Source organism: Streptomyces endocoffeicus (assembly GCF_016741935.1).
Lineage (GTDB): Bacteria > Actinomycetota > Actinomycetes > Streptomycetales > Streptomycetaceae > Streptomyces > Streptomyces endocoffeicus.
The window spans coordinates 218,628-233,900 of the sequence record NZ_JAERRG010000016.1; the positions used below are offsets into that span (position 1 = coordinate 218,628).

11 protein-coding genes are annotated in these 15,273 nt (G+C 71.9%); 6 read left to right on the top strand and 5 right to left on the bottom strand.

Features of this window, described 5'->3' with window-relative positions; translation table 11 throughout:
• Nucleotides 1-36 precede the first annotated feature (36 nt).
• The gene (locus tag JK364_RS33455; RefSeq protein ID WP_201855099.1) at nt 37-2,070 is read left to right on the top strand and encodes a thioredoxin domain-containing protein; all 2,034 of its coding nucleotides are present in this window, start codon (nt 37-39) and stop codon (nt 2,068-2,070) included.
• Between the two features lie 188 nt (nt 2,071-2,258).
• On the opposite strand, the gene JK364_RS33460 is transcribed toward JK364_RS33455, so the two are convergent.
• From JK364_RS33460 to trhA, 3 genes are all read right to left on the bottom strand, one after another.
• The gene (locus JK364_RS33460; RefSeq protein ID WP_372462028.1) at nt 2,259-2,888 is read right to left on the bottom strand and encodes a TetR/AcrR family transcriptional regulator; all 630 of its coding nucleotides are present in this window, start codon (nt 2,886-2,888) and stop codon (nt 2,259-2,261) included.
• Between the two features lie 5 nt (nt 2,889-2,893).
• Entirely contained in the window at nt 2,894-4,453 is a 1,560-nt protein-coding gene (locus tag JK364_RS33465) for an MFS transporter (protein WP_372462031.1), read from the bottom strand.
• Nucleotides 4,454-4,574: 121 nt separating this feature from the next.
• Nucleotides 4,575-5,285 carry a PAQR family membrane homeostasis protein TrhA gene (trhA, locus tag JK364_RS33470; protein ID WP_201855102.1) on the bottom strand — a complete coding sequence of 237 codons (711 nt, stop codon included), beginning with the start codon at nt 5,283-5,285 and terminating at the stop codon, nt 4,575-4,577.
• A 245-nt stretch (nt 5,286-5,530) separates the two neighbouring features.
• Between trhA and JK364_RS33475 the strand changes: the two genes are divergently transcribed.
• The gene (locus JK364_RS33475; RefSeq protein ID WP_201855103.1) at nt 5,531-7,366 is read left to right on the top strand and encodes a phosphoenolpyruvate carboxykinase (GTP); all 1,836 of its coding nucleotides are present in this window, start codon (nt 5,531-5,533) and stop codon (nt 7,364-7,366) included.
• A 140-nt stretch (nt 7,367-7,506) separates the two neighbouring features.
• Here the strand turns inward: JK364_RS33475 and JK364_RS33480 are convergent, their stop codons facing one another.
• Entirely contained in the window at nt 7,507-7,917 is a 411-nt protein-coding gene (locus JK364_RS33480; RefSeq protein WP_201855104.1) for an SCO4983 family protein, read from the bottom strand.
• Between the two features lie 71 nt (nt 7,918-7,988).
• Nucleotides 7,989-9,200: a pyridoxal phosphate-dependent aminotransferase gene (locus JK364_RS33485; protein WP_201855147.1), complete on the bottom strand. Its 1,212-nt coding sequence runs from the start codon at nt 9,198-9,200 to the stop codon at nt 7,989-7,991.
• A gap of 288 nt (nt 9,201-9,488) precedes the next feature.
• Here JK364_RS33485 and JK364_RS33490 point away from each other — a divergent pair, with 288 nt between their 5' ends.
• Genes JK364_RS33490 through JK364_RS55745 form a run of 4 tightly spaced genes read left to right on the top strand, consistent with a single transcriptional unit; the run spans nt 9,489 to nt 15,227 of the window.
• Nucleotides 9,489-11,117: an ABC transporter substrate-binding protein gene (locus JK364_RS33490; RefSeq protein ID WP_201855105.1), complete on the top strand. Its 1,629-nt coding sequence runs from the start codon at nt 9,489-9,491 to the stop codon at nt 11,115-11,117.
• Nucleotides 11,117-12,076, top strand: a complete 960-nt coding sequence (locus JK364_RS33495) for an ABC transporter permease (RefSeq protein WP_201855106.1) — start codon at nt 11,117-11,119, stop codon at nt 12,074-12,076. The genes JK364_RS33490 and JK364_RS33495 overlap by 1 nt, the downstream gene beginning before the upstream one ends.
• Nucleotides 12,073-13,053, top strand: a complete 981-nt coding sequence (locus JK364_RS33500; RefSeq protein WP_201855107.1) for an ABC transporter permease — start codon at nt 12,073-12,075, stop codon at nt 13,051-13,053. The genes JK364_RS33495 and JK364_RS33500 overlap by 4 nt, the downstream gene beginning before the upstream one ends.
• A complete protein-coding gene (locus JK364_RS55745; RefSeq protein ID WP_230992862.1) occupies nt 13,053-15,227 on the top strand; it encodes a dipeptide ABC transporter ATP-binding protein in 2,175 nt (724 codons plus the stop codon). The genes JK364_RS33500 and JK364_RS55745 overlap by 1 nt, the downstream gene beginning before the upstream one ends.
• Nucleotides 15,228-15,273: the final 46 nt, after the last annotated feature.

The window sequence follows — 15,273 nt, forward strand, 5'->3', positions numbered from 1 at the left end:
TGGGCCGGGCGGTCCGGGGCGTGCGACGATGCCGGTATGAATCGCCTGGCCGGCTCCCAGTCGCCGTACCTGCTGCAGCACGCCGCCAACCCAGTGGATTGGTGGCCGTGGGGGGAAGAGGCGTTCGCGGAGGCGGAGCGGCGCGGTGTGCCCGTTCTGCTGTCGGTCGGTTACTCCGCGTGTCATTGGTGTCATGTCATGGCGCACGAGTCGTTCGAGGACAAGGCGACCGCGGACTATCTCAACGCCCACTTCGTCTCCGTGAAGGTCGACCGCGAGGAGCGGCCGGACGTCGACGCGGTGTACATGGAGGCGGTGCAGGCAGCCACCGGCCAGGGCGGCTGGCCCATGACGGTGTTCCTGACCCCCGAGGCCCGGCCGTTCTACTTCGGCACGTACTTCCCGCCCCGGCCCCGGCCCGGGATGCCGTCCTTCCGGCAGGTGCTGGAGGGGGTGAGCGCCGCCTGGTCGGACCGCCGCGACGAGGTACGGGACGTCGCCGGCCGGATCGTGGAAGACCTGTCCCAGCGTGGCGGTATCGCCCTGGGCTCGGACGCGCCGCGGCCGCCAGGCGAGGAGGATCTCCACAGCGCGCTCATGGCCCTGACCCGCGAATTCGACGCCACCCGCGGCGGGTTCGGCGGTGCGCCGAAGTTCCCGCCGTCCATGGCGCTGGAGTTCCTGCTGCGCCATCACGCCCGCACCGGCTCCGAGGGTGCGCTCCAGATGGTGTCCGCCACCTGCGAGGCGATGGCCCGCGGGGGCATCTACGACCAGCTCGGCGGCGGCTTCGCCCGCTATTCCGTCGATGCCACCTGGACCGTGCCGCACTTCGAGAAGATGCTGTACGACAACGCGCTGCTGTGCCGCGTCTACGCCCATCTGTGGCGGGCCACCGGCTCGGACCTCGCGCGCCGTGTCGCCCTGGAGACGGCGGACTTCATGGTCCGCGAGCTGCGCACCCAGCAGGGCGGCTTCGCCTCCGCGCTGGACGCCGACAGCGACGACGGCACCGGCAGGCATGTCGAGGGCGCGTACTACGCGTGGACCCCCGAGCGGCTGAGCGAGGTGCTGGGGGAGGCCGACGCGGAGTTCGCCGCCGGGTATTTCGGCGTCACCCGGGAGGGCACCTTCGAGCACGGGGCCTCCGTGCTCCAGCTGCCCGACGGGGAGCGGCTGACGGACGCCGCCCGCGTCTTCTCCGTACGGGAGCGGCTGCTGGCCGCCAGGGAGCTGCGGGCCCGCCCCGGCCGCGACGACAAGATCGTCGCGGCGTGGAACGGGCTGGCCATCGCGGCACTCGCCGAGACCGGTGCCTATTTCGACCGCCCCGACCTGGTGAACGCCGCGACCGAGGCCGCCGAGCTGCTGGTGCGCATCCACATGGACCAGCGCGGGCGGCTGGCCCGCACCTCGCTCGACGGCACCGCGGGCGGCCACGCGGGCGTGCTCGAGGACTACGGGGATGTGGCCGAGGGCTTCCTCGCGCTGTCCGCCGTCACCGGCGACGGCGCGTGGGTGGAGTTCGCCGGGCTGCTCCTGGACACCGTGCTGAGCCGGTTCACCGACGAGGACGGCACGCTGTTCGACACCGCCGATGACGCCGAGACGCTCATCCGCCGCCCCCAGGACCCGACGGACAACGCGGCGCCGTCCGGCTGGACGGCCGCCGCCGGAGCCCTGCTGTCCTACGCCGCCATCACCGGCGGAGCGCGCCACCGGGAGGGTGCCGAGCGCGCCCTCGCCGTGGTGCGGGCCCTCGGCTCCCGGGTGCCCCGCTTCATCGGCTGGGGCCTGGCGGTGGCCGAGGCCCGGCTCGACGGGCCGCGCGAGGTGGCCGTGGTCGGCCCCGACGACGACCCGGCGACCCGCGCCCTGCACCGCGCCGCGCTGCTCGCCACGGCTCCCGGGGCGGTCGTCGCGGTCGGCGAGCCCGGCTCCGGCGAGATCCCGCTCCTCCAGGACCGCCCCCTCCTGGAGGGCCGCCCGGCGGCCTACGTCTGCCGAGGCTTCACCTGCGACGCGCCCACGGCCGATGTCGAGGCCCTGACGGCCAAGCTGGGGGGCTGAGCCGGGGCGGGACCGGACCCGCCGACGTACGGTGCGCGGGCCCGGGGCCGGTCCGGGGGCTACGACGGTGCCGGGGTCCGGGGCCGCGGTGGTGCCGGTCCGGAGCCGTGAGGGCTGGTCCGGGGCCGCGATGGGGCCGGTCCGGGGCCTGCCCCGGGGCCGCGGCGGGGGCGGGCGTCGGGGCGTCGCTACAGGGGGAGGCCTTGGGACAGCATGTTCAAGGCGCGGTCGATGCTCTCCTCCATGGCCGCCATCGCCGAGTCCTCCGCCGCGTCCTGGTCGGCGCAGTGGAAGAGCGCTTCCTGGAGGACGCCGAGGACGGCTCCGACCACGACCCGCACCTCGAAGTCCTCCGGCGACCGGTCGCTGCGTTCGGCCAGGACCTCGGCGAGCAGGGCGCCGGTCCGGGACATGCTCTCGCTCATGCGGGCGCGCAGCCCCGGGACCTGGCGGATCAGGGTGAGGCGGACCAGCATCTCCCGCCGTTCGTCACCGGCGAACTGCCGGAACAGGTCGAGCAGGACGCGCCGCAGCGAGGCGACCGGCGGTTCGTCCAGCGGCCGGTCCCGGAGCGCGGCGAGCAGGACATCGTCGTACTCGTCGGAGAGGACGATGTCCTCCTTGGTGGGGAAGTAGCGGAAGACGGTGCTGGGGGAGACGTCGGCGGCCTCCGCGATGCGGTCCACCGGGGTCGCGTCGTACCCCTGCTCGGTGAACAGCCGGTAGGCGGCGCGCCGGATCGCCTGCCGGGTCTGGATCTTCTTGCGTTCGCGCAGCCCGAGCTTGGGCCGCGTGGACGTCGTACGTGCGGAAGCCATGAATCTCATTGTCGGGCATCGGCGGTCTCCTGGACCATGGCGCCTTGATCGGCGGGAACCGTACGGGGCAGCAGGATCGCGACCAGCGCCGCCGCCGCGAGGGAGGTGAACGCGGTCACCAGGAGGGCCACGTCCATGCCGTGGACGAACGCGGCGTCCGCCGACGCGGCGAGGTGCGGATCGCCGAGCCGCCCGGCCACCGCGTGGGCCGCGACCACCGAGCCCTCCGCCGCGTCCGCCGCGGCGGGTGGCAGCCCGGTGGTGTCGAGCCGGGTGCTGTACGCGTCGGCGAGCAGGCTGCCGAGCAGGGCGACGCCGATGGTGCCTCCCACTTGGCGCAGCGTCATGAGCAGCCCGGAGCCGGTGCCCTCGCGGTCCCGGGACAGGGCGCCGAGCGCCGCGTCCATGGCCGGGACGACGCCGAGGCCGAAGCCGAGTCCGGTGATCGTGAGCCAGGGCGCGGTCATGCCGTAGCCGTCACCCACCTCGGTGCGGGAACCGAGGAACGCGGCGGCGGCGCTCACCAGCAGCCCGCCGCTGATGACGGGCCGGGGGCCGAAGCGGGCGGCGAGCGGGGTGGCGGCGCGGGCCGCCAGCAGGAGTCCGGCCATCATCGGCAGCAGCCGCAACCCGGTGCCGAAGGCGTCGTTGCCGAGGACGGCCTGGAGGTACTGCGGCAGGACGAACAGCAGGCCCAGCAGCGAGAAGCCCACCAGCGTGATGGCGACGGCGTTCCACAGGAACGCGGGCCGGAACAGCAGCCCCAGGTCCAGCATCGGCCGCACCGACTGCCGCTCGCGCAGGGTGAGCCCGGTGAGCAGTGCGACGGACGCGGCGAAAGCGGTGAGGATCAGCGGATGGGTCCAGCCCCGGGCCGGGGCCTCGATGAGGCCCCAGACGAGCGCGATGAGCCCGCCGACGCTCAGCGCGGTGCTGACGAGGTCGATCCTGGGGGCCGCCGGGTCGCGGGTTTCGGGGAGCAGGAAGAGGCAGGCCAGGATGGCGATCGCGACGAGGGGAAGGTTGATCAGGAAGATCGATCCCCACCAGAAGTGGTCGAGGAGCCAGCCGCCGACGAGGGGGCCGAGCGGCATGCCGAGCCCCATCGCGGCGCTCAGGGCCGCGATCGCCCTGGACCGTTCGCCGGGGCCGAAGAAGGTGGGCAGGACGGCCATGGACAGCGGCATGACCAGTGCGGCGCCCAGCCCCATGACCAGGCGCGCGACGATGACCGGGGCGGGGGTGGAGACCAGCGCTCCGATGAGCGCCCCGGCCAGGAAGATCAGCAGACCGGTGATGAGCATGCGGCGGCGGCCGAACCGGTCGCCGAGGAGGCCCGCCGGAAGCATCGCGGCGGCGAACACGACCGTGTAGGAGTCGACGATCCACTGCTGTTCGCCGATATCGGCGTGGAGGGCCGAGGCCATGGTCGGCAGGGCGATGTTGAGGATCGTGGTGTCGAATCCGATCACCAGGGTGCTGGCGACGAGGGCCGCGAGGGTCCACCAGCGACGTGGATCCGGATGTGAGTCCGGATCCGGATGTGGGTCCGGATGTGGATCCAGATGTGGGTCCCGACGTGGGTCCCGACGTGGGTTCGGGGCAGCGGACATGGCACACCTCCGAGAGTTACCGTCAAATGACAGTAACTCTCAAAAGGTGTGAGCTATCAATCAGGAGCGCCTGTCAGGCGTGCTGATAGGCCACCAGGGAGATGCCGACGTAGTGCACGACGAAGGCGGCCAGCGTGAAGCTGTGGAACACCTCGTGGAAGCCGAACCAGCGGGGTGAGGGGTTGGGGCGCTTGGTGCCGTAGATCACCGCGCCCACGCTGTAGAGCAGCCCGCCGACGACGATCAGCGTCATCACGGCGATGCCGCCGGTGCGCAGAAAGTCGGGCAGGAAGAAGATGGCCGCCCAGCCCAGCGCGATGTAGCACGGGGTGTAGAGCCAGCGCGGGGCGCCGACCCAGAAGACCCGGAAGGCGATTCCGGCGAGCGCCCCGGCCCACACCAGCCACAGCAGCAGCTGCTGTTTGCCATGCGGCAGGAGCAGCAGCGTGAAGGGCGTATAGGTGCCCGCGATGATCAGGAAGATATTGGCGTGGTCCAGCCGCCGCAGCACCGCGGCGGTGCGCGGACCCCAATTGCCGCGGTGGTAAAGGGCGCTGGTGCCGAACAGCGCACAGGCGGTGAGCGTGAAGATGGCGCAGGCCAGCCGCCCGCGCGGACTGTCGGCGAGGGCCGTCAGCACCACCCCGGAGACCAGGACCGCGGGAAACATGCCGGCGTGCAGCCAGCCGCGCAGCATCGGCTTCAGGGGGAGCGGCGGGGCCGCTTCGGGCCCTGGGGGATTCTCGGCGGCGGCATCGGGCGCGGCGGCAGTCATGGCGCTCATGCTACCTACGCCACCGTAAGTTACCGGTCCATGTCGAGTGGTGATGGTCACCAAGGCGCCCACTGGACAGATGGCCCGTACAGTCGGATGATCAAATGAGCGCGGTCGGCACCGGATGAGCTGAGCATCCGGGTCGCAGCCCCCAAGGGGTAGCTGTCTCCATAAACGGATATGAGTGCACATATCCGTCCAAACCCTCAATCAAGACGCCGGAGCGAGTGCGGTTCCGGCGGGATGGAGCGATCGTGGCGCCCAGCAATGTGGCTTCCTCCCTCACGACCACCCCGAGTCCCACGAGCCACCAGGAGCTCGTCTCCTGGGTCGGCGAGATCGCCGCCCTCACCCAGCCGGATCGTGTGGTGTGGTGCGACGGCTCGGAGGTGGAGTACGACCGCCTGTGCGCGGAGCTCGTCGAGAAGGGCACCTTCAAGCGCCTTGACCCGATCAAGCGCCCCAACTCGTACTACGCCGCCTCCGATCCGAGCGATGTGGCGCGCGTCGAGGACCGTACGTTCATATGCTCCGAGAAGGAGGCGGACGCGGGCCCGACGAACCACTGGAAACACCCCGACGAGATGCGGGAGATCTTCTCCGGGGAGCAGGGCGTCTTCCGGGGTTCGATGCGCGGCCGGACCATGTACGTCGTGCCCTTCTGCATGGGCCCGCTCGGCTCGCCGCTCTCCGCGATCGGCGTAGAGATCACCGACTCCGCCTATGTGGCGGTCTCCATGCGCACCATGACCCGCATGGGGCAGGAGGTCCTCGACGTCCTCGGGGACGAGGGCTTCTTCGTCAGGGCCGTCCACACCCTCGGCGCCCCGCTGGAGCCGGGCCAGGCGGATGTGCCCTGGCCGTGCAACCCGACCAAGTACATCTCGCACTTCCCGGAGACGCGCGAGATCTGGTCGTACGGCTCCGGCTACGGCGGCAACGCCCTGCTCGGCAAGAAGTGCTACGCCCTGCGCATCGCCTCCGTGATGGCGCGGGACGAGGGCTGGCTCGCCGAGCACATGCTGATCCTCAAGCTCACCCCGCCGCGCGGGGAGGCCAAGTACGTGGCGGCCGCGTTCCCGAGCGCGTGCGGCAAGACCAACCTCGCGATGCTGGAGCCGACCATCCGGGGCTGGACGGTCGAGACGATCGGCGACGACATCGCCTGGATGCGGTTCGGCGAGGACGGCAGGCTGTACGCGATCAACCCCGAGGCGGGCTTCTTCGGTGTCGCGCCCGGCACCGGTGAGCACACCAACGCCAACGCGATGAAGACCCTGTGGGGGAACTCGGTCTTCACCAACGTGGCGCTCACCGACGACGGCGATGTGTGGTGGGAGGGCATGACAGAGGAGCCGCCCGCTCATCTGACCGACTGGAAGGGCAACGACTGGACCCCGGCGAGCGAGACGCCCGCGGCCCACCCCAACGCCCGCTTCACCGTACCGGCCGGTCAGTGCCCGATCATCGCGCCCGAGTGGGAGGACCCCAAGGGCGTGCCGATCTCGGCGATCCTCTTCGGCGGCCGCCGGGCCAGCGCCGTTCCGCTGGTGACGGAGTCCTTCCACTGGCAGCACGGCGTCTTCCTCGGCGCCAACGTGGCGAGCGAGAAGACCGCCGCGGCCGAGGGCAAGGTCGGCGAGCTGCGCCGCGACCCGTTCGCCATGCTGCCGTTCTGCGGCTACAACATGGGCGACTACATGGCCCATTGGGTGGCGGTCGGCAAGAACGCCGACGCCGCCAAGCTGCCGAAGATCTACTACGTCAACTGGTTCCGCAAGGACGCCGCCGGGCGCTTCGTCTGGCCGGGCTTCGGCGAGAACAGCCGGGTGCTGAAGTGGATCGTCGACCGCCTGGACGGCAAGGCCGAGGGCGTGGAGTCCCCGATCGGGGTACTGCCGGCGCCCGGGGCGCTGGACACCGACGGCCTGGACCTCGACGACGCCTCGCTCGAGCTGCTGCTCACGGTCGACAAGGAGGTCTGGCGTGATGAGGCCGGGCTGGTGCCCGACCACCTCAACACCTTCGGCGAGCACACGCCCAAGGAGATGTGGGACGAGTACCACGCGCTGGTGAAGCGCCTGGGCTGAGCCGCTCCGCTTCGGTGGGCCGGGGTCCGTGCTTCAGGCGCGGGCCCCGGCCGTGTGCCCCTCGTCAGCCGTCAGCTGTCAGCCCTCAGACGTAAGCTCACTTCGGCCTCGGCCTAGGTCCCGGTCTCGGCCGAGTCTGCTCAGGCCGCGAGGCCCAGGGCGGTCGCGTGGGAGCGCATGCGCTCGGCCGCGAGCGTCGTGGCCGCCGTGTCGTCGCGGGACGTGGCCACGACCAGGGCCCATCCGGCCAGGGTGTGGGCGCGCTGGTGGAGGGCGGCGATATGTGCCGGGTCCGTGGCCGAAGCCGTGGGTGCCGCGCGCAGCGGGGCGTGGCCGTCGCGCAGGCGGGTGGCCTGCTCGGCGAGGCGCTGGGCGGCGTCGTCGAGGGTGGGGTCCGGGGTGAGGGTGCGCAGCTCGTCCGTCACGGTGAGCAGGGCGGTCAGATGTCCGGCCAGCCGGATGTCCAGCTCTTCCTCGCGGGATCGGTGCGGGAAGTCGGGCGTGGGCTCGGCCATGCTGTGGACCGACTTGGTGCGGATCGGTTCGTACATGGATGGCCTCCAAGGGGTGAGGAGGCCATCCTAACTTAGACTCTGTCTAAAGTTGAGCAGTAACTAAAAGATCAGGGTTGGCCGTATCCGTCCAGGAAGTTCCCGATCCGGGTCACCGCGTCGGCCAGATCCTCCTTGGCGGGCAGCGTCACGATGCGGAAGTGATCCGGCTCCGGCCAGTTGAACCCCGTGCCGTGCACGATCATGATCTTCTCGGCCCGCAGCAGGTCCAGGACCATCTGCCGGTCGTCCTTGATCTTGTAGACCTTGGGGTCCAGCTTGGGGAACGCGTACAGCGCGCCCTTGGGCTTCACACAGGTGACGCCCGGGATCTGGGTCAGCAGCTCGTACGCCGTGTCCCGCTGCTCCACCAGCCGGCCGCCGGGGAGCACCAGGTCGTTGATCGACTGACGGCCGCCGAGCGCTGTGGCCACCGCGTGCTGCGCCGGCATATTGGCGCACAGCCGCATATTGGCCAGGATGGTCAGCCCCTCCAGATAGCTGCCGGCGTGGGACTTCGGGCCGCAGACCGCGAGCCAGCCGCTGCGGTAGCCCGCCACCCGGTACGCCTTGGAGAGCCCGTTGAAGGTGAGGGTCAGCAGGTCCGGGGCGACGGCGGTGGTCGGGGTGTGGGTGGCGCCGTCGTAGAGGATCTTGTCGTAGATCTCGTCGGAGCAGACGATCAGCTGGTGGCGGCGGGCGATGTCGGTGAGGCCGCGCAGCGTCTCCTCGCCGTAGACGGCGCCCGTGGGGTTGTTCGGGTTGATGATGACGAGCGCCTTGGTGCGGTCGGTGACCTTGCGCTCGATGTCGGCGAGGTCCGGCAGCCAGTCCGACTGCTCATCGCAGCGGTAGTGGACGGCGGTGCCCCCGGCGAGCGAGACCGAGGCGGTCCACAGCGGATAGTCGGGGGCCGGGACGAGGACCTCGTCGCCGTCGTCCAGCAGTCCCTGCATCGACATCTGGATCAGCTCGGAGACGCCGTTGCCGAGGAAGATGTCCTCGACATCGAGGTCGATGCCCTGGGTCTGGTAGTGCTGCATCACCGCGCGCCGCGCCGACAGCAGGCCCTTCGCGTCGCCGTAGCCGTGGGCGTCGCCGAGGTTCCGGAGCATGTCCTCGAGGATCTCCGGGGGGCATTCGAAGCCGAAGGTCGCCGGATTTCCGGTGTTGAGCTTGAGGATGCGGTGTCCTGCCGCCTCCAGCCGCATCGCCTCCTCGAGCACCGGGCCACGGATTTCGTAGCAGACGTTGGAGAGCTTCGTGGACTGGATCACCTGCATGTCGGCCACCTTACGGCGGTGTATCCGGGGCCGCTCGGTGTTTTTCGCCACGTGGACGGTGTACAGGGGCGCCGGGCGGCGGGGCCGCGACTCCGTGCGCCGCCCGGGAGCGGCACGTCGCGCCGGGCCTCGCGGCACCCTCGGCGCCCCCTCCGTGCCGGATAACGACTCTGTTTCTGGTGTTAATTTCCGCGAAAGAAGGGTTGGCCCGAACGGGCGGCGTCGTTATCGTTCACGAACTTCACCCAATCGTTCCGCTGAACGAGTAAGGGAAGGGTGCCCCCGTTCATGTCCCCGTTCACGTCCGAGATCCCCCACCGCACAGCCCCCGCCGCGGCCGGGATACCGCGGCGGTCGGTGCTCACCACCGCCGCGGCGGCCGTCGCCGCGCTCGGCGGCTCCGCCGCGCTGACCGGCTGCTCGGGAGCCGCCTCCGCCTCCCCGACGAGGGCCGTGCCCACCCGGGGCCCGGCCGGGCGGCCCGACCGCGGCGGCACCCTGCGCATCGCCCGGCCGCCCGCCTCCGACGCCGAGACCCTCGACCCGGCGAGCGCGCTGTCCGCGTACGAATACCTCGGCGCGCTCTACAACCGCCTGGTGCGGATCGCGCCCGACGGCACCGTGGCCCCCGACCTCGCCGAGTCCTGGGAGCCCGACGCCAAGGCGACCACCTGGACCTTCCGGCTGCGCCGCGGCGTGACCTTCCACGACGGCCGCGCCTTCACCTCCGCCGACGCCGCCTACACCCTGCGCCACATCCTCGACAAGGCGACCGCGTCCCCGCAGGCCCCCGTGCTGTCCCCGCTGGTCGACCCGGGGCGGCTGCGCACCCCCGACGCCCACACCCTGGTCGTCCCCCTGAAGAGCCCGCACGCCGAGTTCCCCAGCCTGCTCACCCACTACAACTGCTACGTCGTGCCCGAGGGCAGCGCCGGCTCCATCGGCCGCACCGGCATCGGCACCGGCCCCTTCCGGCTCGCCTCCTTCACCGCCGCCGGGCCCGGCCGGGTCACCGCCCACGCCGACCACTGGGCCGGGCGCCCGGTCCTGGACGCGATCGACTTCTACACCGTGGCCGATATGCAGGCCCGCTCCAACGCCCTGCTCGCCGGGCAGGTCGATCTGCTTTCCCAGACCAATCTCGACTTCGCCACCGCCCGGGTCGTCGCCGCCTCCGACCGCGCCACCATCGCCCGCGCCGAGAACGCCCAGTGGTACGTGCTGCCGATGCTCACCACCGAGAAGCCCTTCACCGATCCGCGGGTGCGGCAGGCGATGAAGCTCGCCTACGACCCCGCGCACATCCTGAAGGCCGCGCTGCAGGGCGCGGGCACGGCCGGCTGGGACAACCCCGTCCCGCCGAACGACCCCTCCCACATCGCCGCCCACCCCACCCACGACCCCGAGAAGGCCCGCCATCTGCTGAAGCGGGCCGGGCACGAGCGGCTGGCGGTGGACCTCTACACGTCCTCGTACGACCCGATCTTCACGCCCATGGCCCTCGCCTACCAGGAGTCGGCCCGGCGCGCGGGCATCCGGATCCGGGTCAAGACCGCGGCCGCGGACTCGTACTACACCCAGATCTGGATGAAGAAGCCGCTCATGGCCACCTACTGGTACACCGGGCGCCCCGTCGACCAGCTGCTCAACCAGGTCTTCCGCGGCGGCTCCTCGTACAACGAGACCGCCTGGTCCGACAAGGAGTTCGACGCGCTGCTCGACCGGGCCCGCCGGGAGACCGACGAGGGGCGTCGGCGCGAGCTGTACGGACAGGCGCAGACGCTCGTCGTCGAGCGGGGCGGGGCGATCACCCCGATGTTCGCCGACCGGCTCGTCGGGATCTCCCGGAAGGTGCGCGGCTACGCCGAGCACGGCTTCGAGTTCGACTATCTGCACATCGGGCTGAAGGGGGCGTGATGTTCTCTTTCCTCCTCCGTCGTGTGGTCGCCGCGCTCGGCACCCTGCTGCTCTCCTCGGTCATGGTCTTCCTGGCTGTCCAGGCGCTGCCCGGCGATGTCGCCACCCAGGTGCTCGGCAGGGACGCCACCCCCGACGCGGTCGCCGCGCTGCGCAAGCAGATGGGCCTCGACCAGCCCGCCTGGGAGCGGTACGCCGACTGGATCAAGGGCGCGCTGCACGGCGACTTCGGCACCTCGCTGGTCACCACCAAGCCGGTGGGCGGCGAGGTCGCCCAGTACCTCGGCAACTCCGCCCTGATCGCCGTCGTCACCGTCCTCTTCGCGGTCACCGGCTCCGTCGTGCTCGGCGTCGTGGCCGGGCTCTACCGCGACCGCTGGCCGGACCATCTGATCTCCACGGTCAGCCTGGTCGGGATGAGCGTCCCCGAATTCGTCGTGGCCACGGTGCTGGTGCTCGCCTTCTCCGTCACCGTGCCGGTGCTGCCCGCCGTGGTGCTGTACGGGCCGGGGGCCGGGATCGGGCAGCTGCTCCCGGCGGTGTGGCTGCCCGCCGCCTCGCTCGCGATCGTCATGGCCGCGTACATCGTGCGGATGGCCCGTACCTCGGTGATCGACGTCATGGCGAGCGAATACGTCACCACGGCCCGGCTCAAGGGGCTGACCACCTGGCGCGTGGTCACCCGGCACGCGCTGCCCAGCGCCCTGCTGCCCACGCTGCACGTCATCGCGCTCAATGTGGCCTGGCTGGTGGGCGGCGTCGCCGTGGTCGAGAACGTCTTCAACTACCCCGGCATCGGAAAGCTGATGCTCACCTCCGTGCAGAACCGCGATCTGCCGGTCATCCAGGCCATCGCCCTCATCAGCGCGGTCGTCTACGTCGTCTGCAACCTCGCCGCCGACCTCGGGTCCATGGCCCTCAATCCCAAGCTCCGCACCCGAGGAGGGAGGATCCGATGAGCTCCGTCGAGGATCCGAAGAGCTCAGTGAAGGAGCCTGTGGGCGCGGGCGCGGCCCCGTCGTCCGCCGCGGGCCCGGCCCCGTCGTCCGCCGCGGGCGCGAGCACGCCGCCGCCCGCGCCCGTACGGCCCGGCTTCGCCGCCCGCACCTGGCGTACGGTGCGCTCCTCCCGCCCGGCCGTCATCGGGCTCGCGATCGTCGCCGTACACGTGGTGGTCGCGCTGCTCGCCCCGCTGCTCACCCCGTACCACCCCACCACCGGCGACGCCTCGCACGCCCTGCTCGGGCCGAGCGCCGACCACTGGGCGGGCACCGACCAGTACGGGCGCGATGTGCTGACCCGGGTGCTCTACGGCGGGCGGTACGCGCTCGGCGTCTCCGTCACCGCGACCCTCATCACCATCGCCCTCGGCACCGTCCTCGGCTGTGCGGCCGCGCTGCGCGGCGGCTGGCTGGACGATGTGGTCATGCGCGTCCTGGACGCGGTGCTGTCCATCCCCGCGATCCTCGTCCTGCTGGTGATCGTCACCGCGCTGGGCACCGGATCCTCGGTCATCGTGCTGGCCATCGCCGTCGTCTGCGTCCCCCAGGTGGTGCGGGTGGTGCGGGGCGCCGCGCTCGGCGTCGTGCCGCAGGACTACGTCACCGCGGCGCGGGCCCGGGGCGAGAGCACCTGGGCGATTCTGCGGCGCGAGGTGCTGCCCAACATCAGCGATGTGGTGTGCGTCGAGTTCGCGATGCGGGCGTCGTGGGTGGTGCTGCTGATCTCCTCGCTGTCGTTCCTCGGCTTCGGCGCGGACCCGCCCACTCCCGACTGGGGGCTGATGGTCTCGGAGAACCGCACCGCCATCACCGTGGTGCCGATGGCCAGCCTCGCGCCGATCATCGGCCTGGCCACGATGGTGGTCGGGCTCAACCTCGCGGCCGACGGCCTGTCGAAGGCGTGGGGCGTCGACCGGATCAGGGAGGGCGTCTGATGACCACGTCTCCAAAGGCCCCCATCGTGTCGGTGGACAAGCTGTCCGTGGCGTACCGCTCGGGCGGGCGCGAAGTGCCCGTCGTCCAGGAGGTGTCGCTGGAGGTGCGCCCCGGCCGGACGCTGGCCCTGGTCGGCGAGTCCGGCAGCGGCAAGTCGACGGTCGCCGCGACCCTTCTGGGACATCTGCGGCATGGCTCCCGGATCACGGGCGGGCGCGTCGCGGTGGCCGGCGAGGACGTCTTCGCGCTGTCCGCGCGGGAGTTGCGGCGGCTGCGCGGCGGTACGGTCGCGATGGTCGCGCAGAACGCGGGCCACGCCCTGACGCCGTCCATGCGGATCGGACGGCAGATCGCGGAGGCGGGCGGCGAAGTGCCCGTGACGGAGCTGCTGGAACAGGTGCGGCTGGAGCGCCCGCGTGAACTCGCCCGCCGCTATCCGCACGAACTCTCCGGCGGGCAGCAGCAGCGCGTCGCCATCGCCATGGCGATCGCGGCCCGGCCCAAGGTGCTCGTGCTGGACGAGCCCACGACCGGCCTCGATGTGATCACCCAGCGCGGAGTGCTGGACCTGGTCGGCGCCCTCCGCGAGGAACTCGGCCTCGCCGCCGTCCTGGTCAGCCATGACCTGGGCGTGGTCGCGCGGATGGCCGACGAGGTGTGCGTGCTGAACGCCGGACGGGTCGTCGAGGCCGCACCCACCCGACGCCTCTTCGCCGCCCCCGCCGACCCGTACACCCGCCGCCTGCTGGCCAGCGTCCCCCGCATCGCGGACGCGGGGCTCGCGGTGGTGGGGGATGACGGTACGCGGGAGATCCGGCCCAGGGCGGGCGTGGCCGGGGACGCGGCGGAGGCGGTGAACGTACGGGACGTCGTGATCGACTACGGGGCCAGCCGCGCCGTGGACGGGGTCTCCTTCAGCGTGCGGCGCGGTGAGGTGCTGGCGCTGGTGGGCGAGTCGGGGAGCGGCAAGTCGACGATCGCGTGGTCGCTGGCGGGGTTGCGGGAGCCGTCGGGCGGAACGATGAGGGCTGCGTCCGGGGGCGGGCCGGGTGGCGCGTCCGGGGGTTCGCCCGGGGGTTCGTTCGGTGGTTCGTCAGGTGACGGGTCCGGTGGCCCGTCTGGTGGCCGATCCGGCGGCTCGCCCGGCGGCCCGCTCGGTGGCTCGTCAGGTGACGGGTCCGGTGGCCGATCTGGCGGCTCGCCCGGTGGCTCGTCCGGCGCTTTGTCAGGTGACGGGTCTGGTGGCCTGTCAGGTGGCCGATCCGGCGGCCCGCTCGGTGGATCGTCCGGCGGTTCGTCAGGTGACGGGTCCGGTGGCCTGTCAGGTGGCCGATCCGGCGGCCCGTTCGGTGGCTCGTCAGGTGACGGGTCCGGTGGCCGATCTGGCGGCTCGCCCGGCGGCCCGCTCGGTGGATCGTCCGGCGGTTCGTCAGGTGACGGGTCTGGTGGCCTGTCCGGTGGCCGATCCGGCGGCCCGTCCGGCGGTGACGGGGACCTGAGTGCTCCCGCGCGGCGGCGCCCGCTCGCCCTGCGCCGCACCGTCCAGCTCGTCTTCCAGAACGCCGACACCTCGCTCAACCCGCGGCGCTCGGTGGGCGATGCGGTACGGCGGCCGCTGCGCTTCTTCGGTACGGCCGGGTCGCGGGGCGAGGCGGCGTCGCGCGCCCGTCAGCTGATCGCCGACGTCCGCCTCGACCCCGACTTCGCCGACCGGCTCCCCGCCCAGCTGTCCGGCGGCCAGCGCCAGCGCATCGGCATCGCGCGGGCGCTGGCCGGTGAGCCCGATCTGCTGATCGCGGACGAGATCACGACGGCGCTGGACGTGTCCGTACAGGCCGATGTGCTGCGCCTGCTGGACGACCTGCGCCGGGAGCGCGAACTGGCCTGCCTGTTCATCAGCCACGACCTGGCGGTGGTGCGGGGGATCGCGGACCGGGTGGTGGTGCTGCGGCACGGCGTGGTGGTGGAGGAGGGCCCGACGGACGCGGTCTTCGCGGCTCCGGGTCACCCGTACACGAGGGCGCTGATGGCGGCGGCGCTGGAGCCGGATCCGGAGGCGCAAGGCGCGGTGGTCTCGGCCGAGGAGTGGGCGGACGCGGCGGAGCCGGGCGAGCTCTGGGACGACTTGGGCGAGGGCCACCGAGTGCGACGCTGGCGGCCGGTGGATGGTTAGCCCCCACCCCGCCCCTTCCCGTACCCGGGGCCGGCCCCGGTCCCCA

Excerpts from the sequence above, each read along its gene's own strand:
- JK364_RS33480 (WP_201855104.1), bottom strand. The coding sequence starts at position 7,917 with ATGTACGAACCGATCCGCACCAAGTCGGTCCACAGCATGGCCGAGCCC.
- trhA (WP_201855102.1), bottom strand. The coding sequence starts at position 5,285 with ATGAGCGCCATGACTGCCGCCGCGCCCGATGCCGCCGCCGAGAATCCC.
- JK364_RS33455 (WP_201855099.1), top strand. The coding sequence starts at position 37 with ATGAATCGCCTGGCCGGCTCCCAGTCGCCGTACCTGCTGCAGCACGCC.
- JK364_RS55745 (WP_230992862.1), top strand. The coding sequence starts at position 13,053 with ATGACCACGTCTCCAAAGGCCCCCATCGTGTCGGTGGACAAGCTGTCC.
- JK364_RS33460 (WP_372462028.1), bottom strand. The coding sequence starts at position 2,888 with ATGGCTTCCGCACGTACGACGTCCACGCGGCCCAAGCTCGGGCTGCGC.
- JK364_RS33485 (WP_201855147.1), bottom strand. The coding sequence starts at position 9,200 with ATGCAGGTGATCCAGTCCACGAAGCTCTCCAACGTCTGCTACGAAATC.
- JK364_RS33500 (WP_201855107.1), top strand. The coding sequence starts at position 12,073 with ATGAGCTCCGTCGAGGATCCGAAGAGCTCAGTGAAGGAGCCTGTGGGC.
- JK364_RS33495 (WP_201855106.1), top strand. The coding sequence starts at position 11,117 with ATGTTCTCTTTCCTCCTCCGTCGTGTGGTCGCCGCGCTCGGCACCCTG.
- JK364_RS33490 (WP_201855105.1), top strand. The coding sequence starts at position 9,489 with ATGTCCCCGTTCACGTCCGAGATCCCCCACCGCACAGCCCCCGCCGCG.